The sequence below is a fragment of the Novosphingobium sp. fls2-241-R2A-195 genome (assembly GCF_030209485.1).
GTDB classification, from domain to species: Bacteria; Pseudomonadota; Alphaproteobacteria; order Sphingomonadales; family Sphingomonadaceae; genus Novosphingobium; species Novosphingobium resinovorum.
Map to the genome: position 1 here is coordinate 62,121 of NZ_JARVRY010000030.1, position 16,563 is coordinate 78,683.

General features: G+C 64.8%; 14 protein-coding genes. 5 read left to right on the top strand and 9 right to left on the bottom strand.

What is annotated here, in order from left to right; all coding sequences use genetic code 11:
- Positions 1-27 precede the first annotated feature (27 nt).
- Both QRN25_RS22220 and QRN25_RS22225 read right to left on the bottom strand, forming a co-directional pair.
- Positions 28-858 (bottom strand): enoyl-CoA hydratase/isomerase family protein, encoded by an 831-nt coding sequence (locus QRN25_RS22220; protein WP_285021429.1) that lies wholly within the window; start codon positions 856-858, stop codon positions 28-30.
- A gap of 50 nt (positions 859-908) precedes the next feature.
- Positions 909-1,559, bottom strand: a complete 651-nt coding sequence (locus tag QRN25_RS22225) for a TetR/AcrR family transcriptional regulator (RefSeq protein WP_008832714.1) — start codon at positions 1,557-1,559, stop codon at positions 909-911.
- 362 nt (positions 1,560-1,921) lie between these two features.
- On the opposite strand from QRN25_RS22225, the gene QRN25_RS22230 reads away from it, so the two are divergent.
- Positions 1,922-3,058, top strand: coding sequence for an LLM class flavin-dependent oxidoreductase (locus tag QRN25_RS22230; protein WP_285021430.1), 1,137 nt, complete (start codon positions 1,922-1,924; stop codon positions 3,056-3,058).
- 109 nt (positions 3,059-3,167) lie between these two features.
- Here the strand turns inward: QRN25_RS22230 and QRN25_RS22235 are convergent, their stop codons facing one another.
- From QRN25_RS22235 to QRN25_RS22245, 3 genes are read right to left on the bottom strand one after another with little or no spacing between them, the layout of a single operon-like run.
- On the bottom strand, positions 3,168-3,743 hold the full coding sequence (locus tag QRN25_RS22235; protein WP_008832712.1) for a TetR/AcrR family transcriptional regulator: 576 nt from the start codon (positions 3,741-3,743) through the stop codon (positions 3,168-3,170).
- A 54-nt stretch (positions 3,744-3,797) separates the two neighbouring features.
- Positions 3,798-4,733, bottom strand: a complete 936-nt coding sequence (locus QRN25_RS22240; protein WP_285021431.1) for an SMP-30/gluconolactonase/LRE family protein — start codon at positions 4,731-4,733, stop codon at positions 3,798-3,800.
- 55 nt (positions 4,734-4,788) lie between these two features.
- On the bottom strand, positions 4,789-5,901 hold the full coding sequence (locus QRN25_RS22245) for an LLM class flavin-dependent oxidoreductase (protein ID WP_271183722.1): 1,113 nt from the start codon (positions 5,899-5,901) through the stop codon (positions 4,789-4,791).
- A 266-nt stretch (positions 5,902-6,167) separates the two neighbouring features.
- On the opposite strand from QRN25_RS22245, the gene QRN25_RS22250 reads away from it, so the two are divergent.
- A complete protein-coding gene (locus QRN25_RS22250; protein WP_285021432.1) occupies positions 6,168-7,871 on the top strand; it encodes a class I adenylate-forming enzyme family protein in 1,704 nt (567 codons plus the stop codon).
- 26 nt (positions 7,872-7,897) lie between these two features.
- Complete coding sequence (gene ribB, locus QRN25_RS22255; RefSeq protein ID WP_285021433.1) at positions 7,898-9,040, top strand: 3,4-dihydroxy-2-butanone-4-phosphate synthase; 1,143 nt, start codon at positions 7,898-7,900, stop codon at positions 9,038-9,040.
- Between the two features lie 54 nt (positions 9,041-9,094).
- On the opposite strand, the gene QRN25_RS22260 is transcribed toward ribB, so the two are convergent.
- The 4 genes from QRN25_RS22260 to QRN25_RS22275 form a co-directional block, all read right to left on the bottom strand.
- Positions 9,095-9,577 carry a flavin reductase family protein gene (locus QRN25_RS22260; protein ID WP_285021434.1) on the bottom strand — a complete coding sequence of 161 codons (483 nt, stop codon included), beginning with the start codon at positions 9,575-9,577 and terminating at the stop codon, positions 9,095-9,097.
- A complete protein-coding gene (locus QRN25_RS22265) occupies positions 9,574-10,818 on the bottom strand; it encodes a cytochrome P450 (protein WP_285021435.1) in 1,245 nt (414 codons plus the stop codon). Before QRN25_RS22265 ends, QRN25_RS22260 begins: the two co-directional genes overlap by 4 nt.
- Positions 10,819-10,827: 9 nt before the next feature.
- On the bottom strand, positions 10,828-11,910 hold the full coding sequence (locus tag QRN25_RS22270) for a zinc-binding dehydrogenase (protein ID WP_285021436.1): 1,083 nt from the start codon (positions 11,908-11,910) through the stop codon (positions 10,828-10,830).
- A gap of 63 nt (positions 11,911-11,973) precedes the next feature.
- Positions 11,974-14,328 carry a TonB-dependent receptor gene (locus tag QRN25_RS22275; protein ID WP_285021437.1) on the bottom strand — a complete coding sequence of 785 codons (2,355 nt, stop codon included), beginning with the start codon at positions 14,326-14,328 and terminating at the stop codon, positions 11,974-11,976.
- A gap of 281 nt (positions 14,329-14,609) precedes the next feature.
- Here QRN25_RS22275 and QRN25_RS22280 point away from each other — a divergent pair, with 281 nt between their 5' ends.
- A complete protein-coding gene (locus QRN25_RS22280; protein WP_285021438.1) occupies positions 14,610-15,356 on the top strand; it encodes an SDR family NAD(P)-dependent oxidoreductase in 747 nt (248 codons plus the stop codon).
- A gap of 33 nt (positions 15,357-15,389) precedes the next feature.
- The gene (locus tag QRN25_RS22285) at positions 15,390-16,160 is read left to right on the top strand and encodes an enoyl-CoA hydratase/isomerase family protein (RefSeq protein WP_285021439.1); all 771 of its coding nucleotides are present in this window, start codon (positions 15,390-15,392) and stop codon (positions 16,158-16,160) included.
- The last annotated feature ends 403 nt before the right edge of the window (positions 16,161-16,563 follow it).

Genomic DNA, 16,563 nt, shown 5'->3' on the forward strand with positions numbered 1-16,563 from the left:
CGAGTGAGCCCAATACTAAGGGACAGATCAGGCACCATGCAAGTTGAAGATCTCTTGCGACCCGTGCCCTTTGAACTCCGCGACCGTCGCCTTCAGCCCCATGGTCGCAAGCTGCGCGCGGATGCGCCGGACTTCGGGTTCGAGATGCAGGATCGCGTCGCTTTCGGCGATGGCGGAAAGCGCCTGGTCCCATCCGGCCGCCTCCATCGCGCGGTTGATCGAGCGCTTCTTCATCGCCAGCACGCCGGGCGGGACAAGCGCGATGCGCGACGCCAGTTCCTCGGCGCAGGCGACCAGGTTCTCGGCCGGGACCGCGGCGTTGGCCCAGCCCCATTCCACTGCGGTCCGGCCGTCGATGCTGTTGCCCGGCAGGAAGGCGAATTCCTTGGCGCGCCGCCCGCCGACCTGATGGACCCATGTGGGCGCGATGAAGCCGCCGCCGATGGGGATGGTCGGCTCGGTGATCGCGGCATCCTGCGCCACGACGAGGATGTCGGCGAAGCTTGCCATCTGGGCGGCGACGCCGATGCAGTAGCCGTGCACGGCGACGATCACCGGCTTGGGATGGCGCCAGATGTCGCGCCACAGATCGACGTAGCCCGACAATCGAGTCACGTCTTCCATCGGGCTGCCCTCGGCGTTGTACTGGCCCAGGTCCATCCCCGCGCCAAAGCCCTTGCCGGCACCGCGGATGCCGATCACCGGCGCGCCGTCCGCCTTGAGATCGCGCAGCACCGTGCCGAACCGGGCGAGCATCTCGCGCGAGAACGCATTGGCCGCTTCGGGGCGGTCGAGCACGATCCAGTCGATCGCGCTCCCGCGCTCCAGGCGGATTCCATCAATCGTACCGTCCGTCATCTTCGCTCCCGTCCTCGTTCTCGTTTTCGTGTCCGCCGCTCCGGTCGCCGTCAGCCCTGCAGTCGGAGCGGCAGGCACATGGCCATGACGATCTGTTCCATCGTGTCCTCCAGCGCGTGCTCGAAGGTCTCGGGAAATTCGTGCGTTTCCATGCGGCTGTGGCGCACCAGCAGGTTCAGGAACATCAGGCTGACGTTCACCAGCCGGCGCTGCGCGACGGCGGCGGGAAGGTAATCGACGCGCTGGCGCAGCAGGTCGAGCGCCCGGTTGAGCTGGGGCGGGGCCTCGCCGCCGAAGTGTCCGTATTCGTCCCAGTCGCCATGCAGCAGGTACTGCGACAGGAACGTGCCGTAGGAGCGATTGGTCCCGCCATCGAGATGGAGCTGCGGCAGCAGGATGACCTCCAGGATCGAACGGGCATCCCGCGTGCGTCCGGCCGCCTCCAGCGCGGCGATCATCGCGCCGCGTCCCGGTTCCATCTGGTTCATCCGGAAGTCGAAGATCGCCTGGACCAGCCCCTCGCGCGAACCGAAGTGATACTGCACCGCGAAATGGTTTCCCTGCCCCGCCTTCGACGCGATTTCGCGCATCGAAACGCCCTGGATGCCGACTTCGGCGAACAGCCGTTCGCCCGTCAGGATGAGCCGCGTCTTGGGGTCGGCTTCGTCGATATCGGGCGAGATCTGCGGGGTTTCAGCCATTGTGCATGCTCTTCGGAATAAGTCATCTGTTTGCAAACAGACATGCTTATGAGGCAGGAATGGCAAGGATGCCAAGCGTTTTAAGCTGACGCCGCGACTTTTCGGGGCGCTGCATCGTTGCTGGCCGTGCTGACCTGATGACGGTAGATCATTGGAGAACGTACCTAAAACAGCCGGTTTATGTTGCAGATGCTAAGAGAATGCGGCCGATGTGTCGCATCGTGCCTGCTCGCCGCCGGCGTCGATCGCTCTTCCGAATTTCACTTTACAAGTGTTTTAAATTCCGTAGCCTATCACTCGTTAGGCTGCTTCGCCGGATTCGCGGGTGGCCACCAGGACAGAAACGAAGAAGGAGAGCGCTGATGGTCATGCAGACCGGCCTTATTTTCCACCCCTACATGCGACCGGGCCGCACGGCCCGCCAGACCTTCGACTGGGGCGTGCAAAGCTCCATCGCCTGCGACAAGGCGGGTTTCGACACGATGATGATCTCCGAGCATGCCTCGCAGATCTGGGAGAACATCCCCAACCCCGAACTCATCATCGCCGCCGCCGCGCTGCAGACCGAAAACATCAGCTTCGCGCCGATGGCTCATATCCTCCCGCACCAGCATCCGACCAAGCTGGCGGTGATGGTCGGCTGGCTGTCGCAGATCCTGGAGGGTCGCTTCTTCATGGGCATCGGCGCGGGCGCCTATCCGCAGGCGTCTTACATGCACGGCATCAAGGACGCCGAGCCCAAGATGCTCAACGACATGGTGCGTGAATCGCTCTCGATCATGGAGAAGATCTGGGCGCGCGAGCCGTTCTTCTTCGAGGGCAAGTACTGGAACGCCGGCTTCCCGCAGGAAGACGCGCCCGAGACCGAAGAAGACGAACAGCACATGCTGGCCGATTTCGCGCCGTGGAACGGGGCGTTCCCGGAAATCGCGGTGACCGGCTTCAGCTCCAATTCCCCGTCGATGAAGCTGGCCGGCGAGCGCAATTTCAAGCCGGTCTCGATCTACTCGGGCATCGATGCGCTGAAGCGTCACTGGGAGATCTATTCCGAAGCGAACATCGCCGCCGGCTTCACGCCCGACCGCGCGCGCCATGCGGTCTCGCACACCATCTTCTGCGCCGATACCGACGCGGAGGCCAAGCGCGAGGTGATGGAAGGCCCGATCGGCTACTGCTTCGAACGCTACCTGATCCCGATCTGGAAGCGCTTCGGCATGATGGACGGGTTCGCCAAGGACCACGGCATCGACCCGAACGACGCCGACCTGGAATTCCTGGTCGACAAGGTCTTCGTGGTCGGCTCGCCGGACACGGTCGTCGACAAGCTCAACGTGCTGTTTGAGCAGTGCGGCGGGTGGGGCACGTTGCAGGTGGAATCGCACGACTATTACGACAACCCGGAGCCCTGGTTCCATTCGCTGAACCTGCTGGCCAAGGAAGTGGCACCGCGCGTCAAGCTGCCCGAGGGCAGCAGGGCACCCGCGACCGCAGACGCCTGATTATCCGCCCGGACTCTCTCCGGCTACCTGAGGCGCCGTGGCAACGCGGCGCCTCTTTTCATGTTCGGGGGCGAGTAACGTTCCAGGGCGCAATGGTGCGCCGGAGGCGTCAGGGCGCGAAGCCGCCGAGGAAGAGGTCTGCCGCCTGGTTCGCGATCTGGGTGGGGCCGAGGCGTCCGGCGCGATACCAGCTCGGGCAGGAGTCGAGCATGGCGATCAGGAACTTGCGTGCCACGGTGGTCTGCGCATCGTTGCCGGAAGGGCTGGCGGCGACGAGCAGGTCGCGCCAGTAGCTGTCGAATGTCGCGTAGGCGGCGAGGACGCGCTGCTTCATCTCGCTGGGAAGATCGCCGAACGACCGCGCCACGGCGGAGGAATAGTCGTCGCCGGACAGCAGGAACTCGACATGGGCGACGATCGCGGCGCGCAGGCGATCGACCGGCGCGGTCTCGGGACCGAGCACTTCCACTTTCGCGACGATATGGCGCGTATTGCGGTATATGCCGGAGAGCATCACCTCTTCGACCACTTCGTCCTTGGACTTGAAATGGTGATAGATGCTGGGCGCCAGCATGCCCGCGCCCTGAGCGATCTCGCTCAACCGGGCGGCGCCGAAGCCCTTGGTCCGCAGAATGAAGGCTGCGGAATCGAGAATGCGTTTCCTGCCGGAGTCACCGTCGCTCATATCTGCCGAATAGCCGTTCGGTAGCCTAATGGAAGCCCCGATTGCGCGGAAAGGTCATCCGGCAAAGGGAATTGTCGGCAGACCTGCGACGGGGGGCGAGAGAATTTCGAACAGTCCGCCGGCCAGCGGCTCCTGGGCAAAGCGCGCATCGGAATACCCCTGCGATCCGGTGACGAGGAACAGGCGGTCGTGGTTCGCGCCGCCGAAGGCCGGGCGCAGGCCCCGCATCACCGGTAGCTGGCGTTCTTCCAGCAAGGTGGCGTCCGGCGCGAAGCGGCGCAGCTTCCAGCTTTCGTAGAAGGCCATCCAGATGCAGCCCTCGATATCGACCGCCATGCCGTCGGGATAGCCGTCCTCGGGCGTGAAGTTGAGGAAGTCGCGGCGGTTGGACAATTCGCCGTTGTCGTCGAGGTCGTAGGCCCAGGTGACCAGCGGCATGGAATCGTTGACGTAGGCGGTGCGCCCGTCCGGGCTGAACGCCGGGCCGTTGGCAGTGACGATGCCGCGCTCCTGCGTCGAGACCGAGCCGTCCGCATCCAGGCGATAGAGTTCGCCGGTATTGCGCACGTCGAAGTCCTTGAGCGAGCTTTCCTTGTCGTCGGCGGTGGTGCTGTCGTCCCACTGCGCGGTGTCGCACGATCCGGTCCAGTAGCGGCCCTTGCGGTCGGTCACGCCGTCGTTGAGGCGCGCTTTGCCGGGGTCGGGGATCGGGTGGAGGATCGGTTTGTAAAGCTGCCGGGCGGGGTCGAGATGCACCAGCCCGTCGGCGCTGGAGGCGATGAAGCCGCCGCTTGCACGCGGGGCCAGCGCGCTGACCCACGCGGGCGTGGACCAGCTTTGCTTGCGGCCGGTTTCAAGCGCGTACCAGTGGACGGCGGGCGCCTCGATATCGACCCAGTAGATGCAGCCATCGCGGGCATCCCATACCGTGCTTTCGCCCAGGATCGCCCTGGCGTCCCACAGGCAGCGCCAGCCATCGCCTTCCATCATCGCGCATTCTCTCCGGTCTTCGCCGTGTGCCCGGCGTGTCAGGTCTGGTCGGGGATCAGCCGGCCGTTTGCAAGCCCGCCGCGCTCTCCACCGGATCGACCGAAACGTCGATGTCCTTGAGCGCGGGGAGTACCTTGCGGGCGATCAGCTCGTAGTTTTCGAGGCCGACGTCGAAGGGCATGTCGCCGAACTGGGTATAGATGATGAACTTGCCCACGTCGAAACGCTCCTTCATCACCTTGAGCTTCTCGACCACTTCCTCGGGCCGGCCCCAGATCTGCAGGTCGGCGAGGAATTCGTTGAACTTCTCGATCCCGTGCTTCTCGACGCTGCGGGCGAGGGCGCCGTAGTATTCGTAGCCCTCGATGTTGGCGAATTCCTTGTTGCCGAACTGGTAGAACGACGAGGTCGAGCGGGCATATTCGACAAGGTACTTGTCGCGCATCTCCTTGGCCTTGGCGGCGTCCTCGTTGGCGGCGATGAAGCATACGACGACGGGTTTGGGCGCATTGCGGCCGTTCACCGCCTTGAACCGGTCGCGATAGGTGGCGAGATCCTCGTCCACCTTGTCCCACGGCTTCTGGGCGATGATCATCAGGCCGACGTCGAGGTTGGCCATCAGCTTCACGGACTCCGGCGAGACGGCCGAGGCGAACACGCGGCCGCGATAGCTGGAATAAGGGCGTGGGCGCAGTTCGACGCGGGGCTGCTTCAGATAGTCGCCGTCATATTCCATCACGCCGGTTTCGAGGCCCTGCAGCAGCGCCTCCGCATATTCGCGGAACCGCTTGCGCGCCTCGCCCATGGGGACGCCGAAGCCGTCGAACTCTTCCTTGCCGAGACCGCGCCCCATGCCGAGCACGGCGCGGCCTTCGGAGAACTGGTCGAGCAGCAGGAAGCTCTCGGCGATGCGCACCGGGTTCTGCCAGGGCAGCACGGTGACGGTGGTGCCCAGCTTGATGCGCTTGGTCTGGCCCGCGACCCATGAAAGGAACTGCGGCACGTTGGGGGTCATCATGTAGCCGGTGAAGTGGTGCTCCGGCGTCCAGACGGAATCGAAGCCCTGGTCTTCCGCGCGCGCCGCGAGCGAAAGTTCGTGCCGGAACACGTCAACGTCCGACACCTGATCGTGCAGGTTCTGAAACGTCAGCCCCAACCCAACTTCCATGACTCGATCTCCAATCCTTGATTCGTTGCGTTCAACCTAATATGTATTAGGCAATCAATGCAAGGCTGTTTTTGCGGGTGAGGCGGGCTGGCGAGGCACGCGTGCGAATCCGGAAAAGGCCGGCGCTCTTGCGGAATATCCTTGTAAACCGGCCATCATTCTATTCAAAGCGTACGAATTACGGCGCTCTGGAAGCGATCGCACGGACTGGCTTGACCGCGGCACCTGTCGTGGAATAATTTAACGAAAGTTAGGGAGAAGTTGTGATGACGAGCATGGGCACCGTGACGAGCCGCAGGCGTGCGATGGCCGACCGGCATCCCGAATGGCTGTCGTGGACGCTGCACGCCTATCTCGACTGGACGCTGGCGGATCTTGCCGAGCGGCCGCTGGTCGTCACGGACGGCGAAGTGCTCGATTACGGATCGGTCGCGGCGTTGTCGCGCAAGCTGGCCTCGGGGCTGGCGGCGCGCGGCATTGCGGCCGGGGACCGCGTGGGCCTCGTCATGGCGAACGATCCGATGACGGTGCCGCTGCTTTTCGCGATCTGGCGCGCAGGCGCGGTGGCGGTGCCGATCAACACGCTCTATCGGTCCGATGAACTGGCCTATGCCGTGCGTGAGGCCGGGTGCGCGCTGCTCGTGGTGATGCGCAGTTTCGGCTCGCGCGATTTTCCGGCGATGCTCGACGATGTCCTGCCCGGCTGGCTGGGCGGCGCCTGCGCCGACGCGCCCGAACTCAAGGGCGGGCTGGTGTTCGATCGCGACGCTCCGGCCGATTTCGTGCAGGCGCTTGCCAGCGATGGCGATGCCGGAGAGATCGCCGTGCCTGTCTCGGCGGACGACCTTGCGGTGATCATGTTCACCTCCGGCACGACCGGATCGCCGAAGGGCGTCGCCATCACGCACGACAACCTCATGCGCGCGGCCTATGCGGGCGCTTATCACCAGGCGTTCGAGGAGGGGCGCCGGGCGGTGTTCTCCTTGCCGCTCTACCATGGGTTCGGCCTGGTGGTCGGGCTGCTTTCGGGCATGGTGGTGGGCGGGGCGATCATTCCCCTGCTGAAGTTCGATCCGCACGCGATCCTCACCGCGATCGGGCGGCACCGCGCGACGTACCTGATGGGCGTGCCGACGATGACGATCGCGCTGCTGGAACAGGCGGAAAAGGAAAGCTACGACTTCTCCTCGCTCACCGCGATCCACAGCGCAGCCGCGCCGACGCCGAGCTGGGTCTGGAAACGGATCCAGGCGACCTTCGGGTGCGAGGACATCATCACCAGCTACGGCCAGACCGAAGTGACGGCGACGGTGGTGTGCACAAGCCCCGGCGATCCGATCGACGTGGTATCCGAAACGCAGGGGTGCATCGTCGAGGCGGGCATTGCGGGCATGCCCGATCAGGGCGGCCGCATCGCCGAATTCAAGACGATCGACCCGGAAACCGGCGCCGATCTGCCCTGGGGCAGTCCCGGCGAACTGTGCTGCCGCAGTCCGATGAACAGCAAGGGCTACTTCCGCCGTCCCGACGCCACCGCCGAACTGTTCCTGCCCGGCGGGTGGATACGGATGGGCGACCTCGGCCAGTTCCGCGCGGACGGCAACCTGTTCCTGACCGGCCGTTCCAAGGAACTCTACAAGAGCCGGGGCGAACTGGTCTCGCCCAAGGAACTGGAGCAGTTGCTGACCCGCCATCCGGACATTTCGCAAGCGTTCTTCATCGGCATGCCCGACGATCGCTATGGCGAGTGCGGCTGCGCATGGGTCGTGCGGGCGCAGGGGAGCGCGATCTCCGCGCGCGAAATCGAGGCGTTCCTCGCCGCGCAGGTGGCCGCGTACAAGCTGCCGCGCGACATCTGGTTCATCACCGACGAGGAACTGCCCAAGACCGGCACCGGCAAGGTCCAGAAGGCGCAACTCAAGGAAAAGGCGCTGAAGCTGGTCTGGGACATGTCCGTCAGCAGAGCGTGAACACACATAACACAAGGATGAGAGGAATGCCCGAGGTTCAAGTTTCTCCGATCGAGGAGATCATCCGGGAGGCGGTCGAGGGTCGCCCCTACATACTCGTCGATGCGGACAACCGGGAGAACGAGGGTGATGTCATCATCCCCGCCCAGTTCGCCACGCCCGCGCAGATCAACTTCATGGCCACCCATGCGCGCGGCCTGATCTGCCTGGCGATGACCAGGGCCCGCGCGGATGAACTGCAGCTCAAGCCCATGGCGCGCCGCAACGAGTCCGGTTACGGCACCGCCTTCACCGTATCCATCGAGGCGCGGGAAGGGGTGACGACGGGAATTTCCGCGGGCGATCGCTCCCATACAATCTTCGTCGCCGTGAACCCCAACTCCGGCGCGGCCGATCTGGTATCGCCGGGGCATGTGTTTCCGCTGACGGCGCGCGACGGCGGGGTGCTGGTGCGCGCCGGCCATACCGAGGCGGCGGTCGATATCTCGCGCCTTGCGGGCCTCGCCCCGGCCGGCGTGATCTGCGAGGTGATGAACGAGGACGGGACGATGGCCCGCCTGCCCGAACTTCTCGAATTCGCGGGGAAGCACGGGCTCAAGGTCGGGACGATCGCCGACCTGATCTCCTATCGCCGCCGTTCGGAGAAGCAGGTCGAGCGTGTCGTGAGCGCGCCGTTCGAGAGCCATTACTGTGAAGGGCCGTTGACCATTCACGTCTATCGCTGCCTGTTGGACGGCGGCGAGCATGTGGCCATCGTGAAGGGGCAGGTGCGGCCGAACGTCGATACGCTGGTGCGGGTGCATCAGGTCGACATCACCGCGGACATGTTCGGCTGGACCGCCGCGCACCGCGATTACGTGCCCCGCGCCCTGAGCGCGATATCGAGCCATTCCGGCCCGGCGGTAGCGGTGTTCGTCCGCGATCCCGATCCGACCTCGATCTCCCGCCGCGTCGCCGGTGGGCGCAAGACCTATCACGAGACGCATGCGACCCGCGACTACGGCATCGGTGCGCAAATCCTGCGGGATCTGGGGGTGGGACAGATGACGTTGCTGACGTCGAGCCAGGCCAAGCTCGTGGCGCTCGAAGGGTTCGGTCTGACGGTGACCGCGCGCGCCGCGCTGCGCGGTGAAGAACCGGTGGCGGCGCTGCGGCTTGCCGACGGATAGGACGCAGCAAAAGGGGGAAGCGGCAGACGCCGGTTCCCCCTCTTTCTCGAACTTTCAGAGCGGTAGTATCTTGCCGTAACCGCCCTTGTGGAAGATCAACGGGCTGCCTTCATGGTGCACGTCGAGCCCGCGCACCCGGCCGAGCACGATGTAGTGGTCGCCCGCCTCGTGCACGGTATCCAGTTCGCAGTCGATCCAGGCCAGGGCGCCGTGGATGATCGGTGATCCGAGCGCCGACAACGCGAAATCGAGCCCTGCGAACTTGTCCTCGCCCTTTGCCGAAAGGGCGCTGCACACGGCCTGCTGGCTATCGCCCAGAACGTTGACGCAGAAGCGGCCGGCAGCCTCCACCCTGGGCCATGTCGTCGAGGACTTGTCGGGAAAGAACGCGACCAGCATCGGGTCGAGCGAAACCGAAGTGAACGATCCGACGACGAGCCCCACCGGCTTGCCATCCTCGCCCATGGCGGTGATGGCGCAGACGCCGGTGGGGTAGTGACCGAGGATACGGCGAAATTCCCTGGGCTCGGCGGTCATGCGCGGTCCCAGACCAGCGGCACGCCTTCGACGGTGCCGATGATGCCCGAATGGAATACCGGCTTCGCATCGGGAGCGAGCGTGAACTGCGGGATGCGCTTCAGCCACTCCTGCAGGGTCACGATCACTTCGAGCCGGGCGAGGTGCATGCCTGCGCAGCGGTGCGGCCCCTGCGCGAAAGTGGAATGGGCGATGCCGGTGCGGCCGGGCCTGAGTGTCCAGGCATCATCGTTGGCGCGCGCATCGAGCCCGTGCAGCGCGGTCGGCAGCAGGATCATGTCGCCCTTCTTCAGCTCGACGCCGCGATAGGTCATGTCACAGGCCACCATGCGCGCGTCGGAGACGACCCCGAAGCGGCGGAACATCTCCTCGGCGCTGCGCTGGAGCTTCAGCGGGTCTTCACGCAGTTCCGCCACCGTCTCGGGATTACGCGCGAGATGCAGCATCATGAAGCTGAGGAAATTGACGACCGTGTCCAGCCCGCCGAGCAGCAGCAGCGAGATCAGCCCCAGCGCCTTGTCGTCGGGCATCGGCGCACCGTTGATCTCGGAATTGAGCATCGTCGTGATGAGGTCGGTGCCGGTGCCTCCGCGCCGCGCCGCGATGATCGGCTCGACGTAGCGGAAGAAGCCCTGGTTCGCCTTGTCGAGCGCGGCGGCCTGTTCGCCGGGCGTGCGACCGGGCGGGCGCGTCATGTCGTTGGCGAGTTCGCCCAGCATCGGCGCGTCGCTTTCGGGCAGGTCGCACAAGGCGAGGAACACGCGGACGGGGAAAATCCCGGCATACTGCTTGCCGAAATCGCAGCGGCCATCGGCGACGAAGCCGTCGATCAGCTCGGCGGCGGTCTGGCGGACCTGCTCCTCGGTGCGGCGGATGGCGGTGTGGTTGAGGCCCTTGTCCAGCACCTTGCGGTACGGCGTGTGCTCGGGCGGGTCCATGCGGGTGGGGACCATGGCGTACTTCTCGCCCGCTTCCTTGGGCAGGAAGATGATCTCGCTGGAGAAGCGCGAGGGGTCGCGGTAGATTTCGTCGATCAGTTCGCCGCGTGTCGCGATCCAGTGCCCGCCGGTCAGCGGCGTGTAGATCAGATCGGGCATGCCGTCCTGCTGCAGCCGGCCCCAGGCTTCATGGAAGCCGTCCTCGATGCCGTCTGGCGCGAACATGTCGACGTCGTGGACGAGGTGGGCGGGTACGTGACCCGGAACGATGCTGCGGTGCTTTTCAAGCTGCGCTGTGCTCATGACATGTCCTCAGGCGATGGAAGGGTCGATGACGGCCTTGGTCGCGATGCCGGTGCGGGTGGCTTCGAGCGCCTTGCCCGCATCGGCGATGGAGAAGCGGTGGCTGATGAGGTCCGCCAGCGGCACCTTGTCCTGCAGCCGCACGGCGAGATGCATCGCGTGATAGTAGTTGCGCGGCGCCGGAAAGGCTGCGCCGCCGATCGTCAGGTTCTTCACCGTCAGGTCGCGCGGCGAGATCGGCTGGGTGCCGATCGCGCCCCACAGGCCCAGCACGATGTAGCGGCCGTGCGGGCCGGTCAGGTCAACACCCTCGGGGAAGGCGGGCAGCACGCCGGCGGCTTCGACCACCACGTCCGAGCCGCCCGGGCCGGTGAGATCGTAGACGGCGCGGCGGCGTTCCTCCACCGGCAGGTCGAGCGAGACGGTGGCGGTCGCGCCCAGCTTCATCGCGGCGGCGAGACGGGCAGGGGCCTTGTCGATGACCACGATGCAGCGCGCGCCCATCTGCGCGGCGACCAGCACGGCGGACAGCCCGACCGGCCCCGCTCCCTGCACCACTACCGCGTCGTTCAGCGCGATCGGGCCGCAGCGGTCGAACCCGCGCAGCACCGTGGGCAGCGCGCATCCCAATGCCGCGACCGCCAGCGGATCGGCATGGTCGGGCAGGCGGTAGAACGACATTCCGCTCGGCAGCCAGGCATAGTCGGAATAGCTGCCCCAGTTCGGCTTGTTCGCATGCTCGAAGTATTGCGTGTTCTCGCAAGGGGTCTGCTGCAGCACGGAGCACGAATAGCAGCGCCCGCACAGCGGGATCGGCGACCAGACGACGAGGTCGCCCACCTTCACGTCGACGCCTGCGTAGTCCTTATCGACGCCCGCGCCCAGCTTCTCGATGCCGCCGACGCCTTCATGGCCGAGGATGATGGGGAAGGGCATCTCGCCCGCCTCGCCCGAGGCGATGTGGACGTCGCTGCCGCATACCCCGCCCACCACGGTACGGACCAGGATGCCGCCCGCCTGGGGATCGGCGATGGGCAAGTCCCAGGTTTCCAGGCGGTTCTTCTCGACCAGTACGGTGGCCCTGCCGCGCATGACGTTTATCCTCTCTTTGCTTCCGCCCCGCCCGCACACGCAGACGGGGCGGATCGCATCCTATCAGAAGCGGTAGGTAACTTCGGCACCGAAGGTCTGCGGCGCGCCCCAGATCGCGGTGTTGAAGCCGCCGCTGGCGCCTTCGACGTAACCCGAGTTGTAGTAGAGCTTGTCGAACAGGTTCTTCACGTAGCCGGCGACGGTCACGTTGCTGCCCATGACGTTGTTCCAGCTCAGGCGCATGTCCACGGTGACGTAGCCCGGCAACTGCGTGCGCGGCGTGATCGAGCCTTCGTTGTTCGAGAAGTACGTCATCTTCTGCCCGAACACGTCGGTGCGGAACTTCACCTCACCGGCGCTTTCCGGCACGGGCAGTCCCACTTCGGCATAGACCGAGCCCGCCCACTTCGGCGCGTCGGTATAAGTGTCGAAGGGAATGGTCAGTCCGGCCACGCCGGTAGCGGAGGACAGGTCGACGATGTTCCTGGTGAACTTGGCGTCGGTGTAGGCGCCGGAGAACCCGACCTCCAGCCATTCGCTCAGGCGGAAGTTGCCGTCGAATTCCACGCCCTGGATGCGCTTCTTGGGCACGTTGACGGTGAATGCGGCCGGGTTGCCGTTCACCAGCGCGTAGATCGAATGCTGGGCGTCGGTCACGATCTGGCGATAGGCGGCGATGTTGACCCGCGATGCCACGCCGCCGATGTAGCCGTTGAACTTGTAGCCAAGTTCGAAGTCGTAGGTGTTCTCGTTCTTGAAGAAGTTCGTGTTGTTGTAAGGCACGACCGCGCCGTTGAAGCCGCCGGCCCGGAATGAACCGCGCTGCGCGAAGTAGACCATGTTCTGCGGGTTGATCTGGTACTGGATGTTGAACGTCCAGCTGGGGTCCTTGAGGTTGGCCTTCTGCTTGAGCGGGGTATCGCCGTCGAGGTTGAACAGGCTGCCCGGGTTCTGGCGCAGGCGCATCTGCTCCCAGGTATAGCGTCCGCCCGCAGTGACCGTCAGCTTGTCGGTCAGCTCGTAGCTGAGCTGGGCGAACAGGGCCTTGGATTCATCGTCGTTGGTATAATAATAGGCGATGTCGGCCAGCGGCGTCGCCAGTTCCGATCCGACGATGACCGGGATGTATTCCTTCTTGCGGGACCACGAGTAGTACGCGCCGACGATGTATTCGAGGCGTCCGCTCTTGCCCTGAAGCTGCAGTTCGTTGGAAATGCGCTTGGTCGAGAATTCCTCGCCGCCCGGAGGTCCGTTGCCGAGACCGCTGTTGTTGTAGAGGTTGAGCGAGCCGAAGGGCGATCCGGAAAGGATGCCGGGCGTGCGGGCGAAGGCATCGGCATAGCCGAAGATGTTCTTCAGCATCACGTCGTCGCCCAGTTCCATCTCCGTGGTGTTGGTGACGAAGGCGGTGTGCGCCTTGTGCGGCAGGTCGTAGCTCAGCCAGACCTTGTAGGGGTTGGCCTGCTGCCAGGCGAGATAGCCGGCGACCGCGCCGGGCCAGGTGCCGTCGCCCATCGGCCCGTCGCCCAGCGTCGGCGCGAAGGGGCTGTTCATGCCGTAGACGCAGTCCAGCGTCGCGGTGAGCTGGTAGCCGTTGTTGGTCTCGCCGCAGGCATGGTAGGAATAGAGGCCGCCGGCACCCTCGGTTCCGCCGAAGTCGCTGTACTGCGCAACGGTGGTCATCTTGAACCCGGAAGACGGCTCGATCACCAGGGTAACGCGGCCGGACTTGGCATCGGTGTCGCCCAGCGTGCTGCCGGTGTTGACGTTGCGGATGTAGCCGTCCTGCTTGTTGTAGTCTCCCGCAAGGCGCAGCTTGATGACGTCCGAGATCGGCAGGTCGATGGCGCCCTGGGCCTGGATGTAGTTGCGCTCGCCACCCTTGATCGTGAGGTAGCCGCCGAACACGTCGCCGGGCTTGGTCGTCTCGTAGAGGATCGCGCCGCCGGTCGCGTTGCGGCCGAACAGGGTGCCCTGCGGGCCTTTCAGCACCTGAACGGAACTGAAGTCGAAGAAGGCGGTCGAGGTGTTGCCCTCGGTCATCGGGGCGTCGTTGATGTAGGTCAGCACCGCCGGGCTCGAACCGGAGAAGGGATCGAGCGTCTGCCCGCGCAAGGTGAAGCTGAGCTGGTTGGAGTTCTGCCCGCTCTTGACGACAAGGCCGGGGACAAGCGCCGCAAGGCCCTGTTCGCTGGTGACGTTGCGGTCCTGAAGCACGTCGGCGTTGAATGCCGAGACCGACACCGGAACCTTGGAAAGCGACTGTTCGCGGCGCTGCGCGGTGACCACGATTTCCTCGATCTCGGGCTTGGCATCCTTGGCCTGCGCGGCCTCCGCGCCGCTCTGGGCATAGGCCGGCATCGCCAGCATCGCAGTGGCGATGGCCATCGTAGAGGTCGCGCCGAAACGGAACGTCATTGCAGTTTCTCCCTTTCCCGGACCCTCGTAGGCCCCGTGGTCTTCGCTCTAAACTAATAACCATTAGTCTGCGGTCAAGCGGAAATTTGGAAAGGCTTCTGCGCGGAAGAATTTGTCCGGATTTTGCGAGGCGAACGTAAAAATCACCGGTAAATCGCTGATTTCTGGCGGGCAAGATTTCCGCCATCCGCCAGTGGCCATGATTACCATGGGCTTGACAACCTGTTGCCTGCCAAATCAATAATAGGCTGATATTCGACAACTCGCATGGGAGAATGCAAATGGCGCGACTCGCTGGCAAAGTGGCCATCATCACGGGCGCAGGACGGGGCATGGGCGCCTCGCATGCCCGGCTTTTCGCCGAGCAGGGTGCCAAGGTGGTGCTCACCGACCTGAACGCAGCGGCGGGACAGGCACTGGCGGACGAGATCGGCGCCGCTGCCGTCTTCGTGAAGCACGACGTGACCAGGCTGGCCGAATGGCCGGCGGTGGTGGACGCGGCCGTGACGAACTTCGGCGGCGTCGATATCCTGGTCAACAACGCCGGTATTCTCGGCCCGCTCGCCGATACCAGGGACTTGACCGAGGAAGACTATCACCTCGTCTGCGCGGTGAACCAGCATTCGGTGTTCCTGGGCATGAAATCGGTCCTGCCGGCGATGCTCGAGAGGGGCGGCGGCTCGATCGTGAACATTTCCTCGATCGCGGGAATGGCGGCCAACTACGGCTTCCCCAGCCTTGCCTACGTAGCCAGCAAGTTCGCGGTACGGGGCATGACCAAGGCGACCGCGATGGAGTTCGGCAAGCACAACATTCGCGTGAACTCGGTCCATCCCGGCTTCATCCAGACCCCGATGATGGTCGAGGCGACGGACGAAGTGGGCGGCGAGGCGCTGGCGCAGATTCCGCTGGGCCGCATCGCCGACCCGCGGGAGGTTTCGAACCTGGTGCTGTTCCTGGCCTCGGACGAATCGTCCTACATCACCGGCGCCGAACATCTCGTCGATGCCGGCATGCTCGCGCACTGAGCGTCATGACCGGAAGCGGGAAAGGGGGCGGCGATGGCGCAAGTCGAACTGTTCATTGAAGGCCGCACGGCGCGCGTCCATCTCAATCGCCCCGATGCCCGCAATGCGCTGACGTTCGGGATGGATGTCCTGCTCTCGCGGTTCTGGCGGCAGGTGGACGAGGATCCGGAGATCTGGACGGTCGTGCTGACGGCGCAAGGCGACGAGGCGTTCTGCATCGGCGCGGACATGTCGGAAGCCAGACCGGCGGCGCCGCGCCCGGCCGTCGGCGGCGGGCTGACCGGCATCGGCGGGCCGCTCGTCCCCCTCAGCAAGCCACTGGTCGCCGCCGTGCAGGGTTTCTGCGTCGGCGCGGGGTTCGAACTGGCGATGTGCGCCGATGTCATAGTCGCTGCGGAGAATGCGCAGTTCGGCCTGCCGGAAACCCGCCGGGGCATCATCGGCGAATGCGGGGTGGTGCACCGGGCGGTGCGCCGGTTGCCGCATCATGTGGCAATGGCGATGATCCTCACCGGGGAGCGGATCGATGCCAGGGCGGCCGAACGCTTCGGGCTCGTCAATCAACTGGTCCCGCTTGCCGGGTTGTCCGATGCGGCGATGGATTGGGCCGCAAGGATCAACAAGGCTTCCCCGCTGGCGAACCGGGCCGCCAAGGCCGCCGTTGCAAAGGGGCTTGCCCTCCCGCTCGAGGCGGCGCTGGGCAGCCGCTTCGAGGAGATCGAGAGCTACGCGGGCAGCGACGACGCGCGCGAGCGCGACGCCGCTATCGTGCAAGGGCGTATGCCTGTCTGGACTGGTCGTTGATCTGTTGGGGCAAGAGAGAAATTCCAGATTGGCGGTTTACCAGAGGCGCCTGACCAGAACGAACGTTTGCAACGAGGGCAGATACTTGAATAAGTGGCAAATGCCCTAGCGCACGTTCCGACAATTACTTTTCCTTGAAAACGCCCAGTCTAAAGCAGCTTTGCTGCCCAGCGGTTGCCGAGCCAACTGCCGATGGCTATGGTATGAGCCGCCGTTCATGGTTGTGCGCTAATAACGCTTCAGTTGGTCGACGGCCGCCAGGATAGCGGAAGGTCCGCACCTGAGTGACCGAAATTGGCACCTGACGCCGTTTAAGGATCCTCTTGGCCTGCTTTAAACAGTGGCGCCTTTAGAGTCCTCTTCCGAGGAGGAACCCCTCCGACTTCAGTCGGATATTGGCTTC

Coding starts and splice junctions, on each gene's coding strand:
- QRN25_RS22240 (WP_285021431.1), bottom strand. CDS start 4,733: ATGATGGAAGGCGATGGCTGGCGCTGCCTGTGGGACGCCAGGGCGATC.
- QRN25_RS22280 (WP_285021438.1), top strand. CDS start 14,610: ATGGCGCGACTCGCTGGCAAAGTGGCCATCATCACGGGCGCAGGACGG.
- ribB (WP_285021433.1), top strand. CDS start 7,898: ATGCCCGAGGTTCAAGTTTCTCCGATCGAGGAGATCATCCGGGAGGCG.
- QRN25_RS22235 (WP_008832712.1), bottom strand. CDS start 3,743: ATGAGCGACGGTGACTCCGGCAGGAAACGCATTCTCGATTCCGCAGCC.
- QRN25_RS22225 (WP_008832714.1), bottom strand. CDS start 1,559: ATGGCTGAAACCCCGCAGATCTCGCCCGATATCGACGAAGCCGACCCC.
- QRN25_RS22270 (WP_285021436.1), bottom strand. CDS start 11,910: ATGCGCGGCAGGGCCACCGTACTGGTCGAGAAGAACCGCCTGGAAACC.
- QRN25_RS22250 (WP_285021432.1), top strand. CDS start 6,168: ATGACGAGCATGGGCACCGTGACGAGCCGCAGGCGTGCGATGGCCGAC.
- QRN25_RS22260 (WP_285021434.1), bottom strand. CDS start 9,577: ATGACCGCCGAGCCCAGGGAATTTCGCCGTATCCTCGGTCACTACCCC.
- QRN25_RS22220 (WP_285021429.1), bottom strand. CDS start 858: ATGACGGACGGTACGATTGATGGAATCCGCCTGGAGCGCGGGAGCGCG.
- QRN25_RS22265 (WP_285021435.1), bottom strand. CDS start 10,818: ATGAGCACAGCGCAGCTTGAAAAGCACCGCAGCATCGTTCCGGGTCAC.
- QRN25_RS22285 (WP_285021439.1), top strand. CDS start 15,390: ATGGCGCAAGTCGAACTGTTCATTGAAGGCCGCACGGCGCGCGTCCAT.
- QRN25_RS22245 (WP_271183722.1), bottom strand. CDS start 5,901: ATGGAAGTTGGGTTGGGGCTGACGTTTCAGAACCTGCACGATCAGGTG.
- QRN25_RS22230 (WP_285021430.1), top strand. CDS start 1,922: ATGGTCATGCAGACCGGCCTTATTTTCCACCCCTACATGCGACCGGGC.
- QRN25_RS22275 (WP_285021437.1), bottom strand. CDS start 14,328: ATGACGTTCCGTTTCGGCGCGACCTCTACGATGGCCATCGCCACTGCG.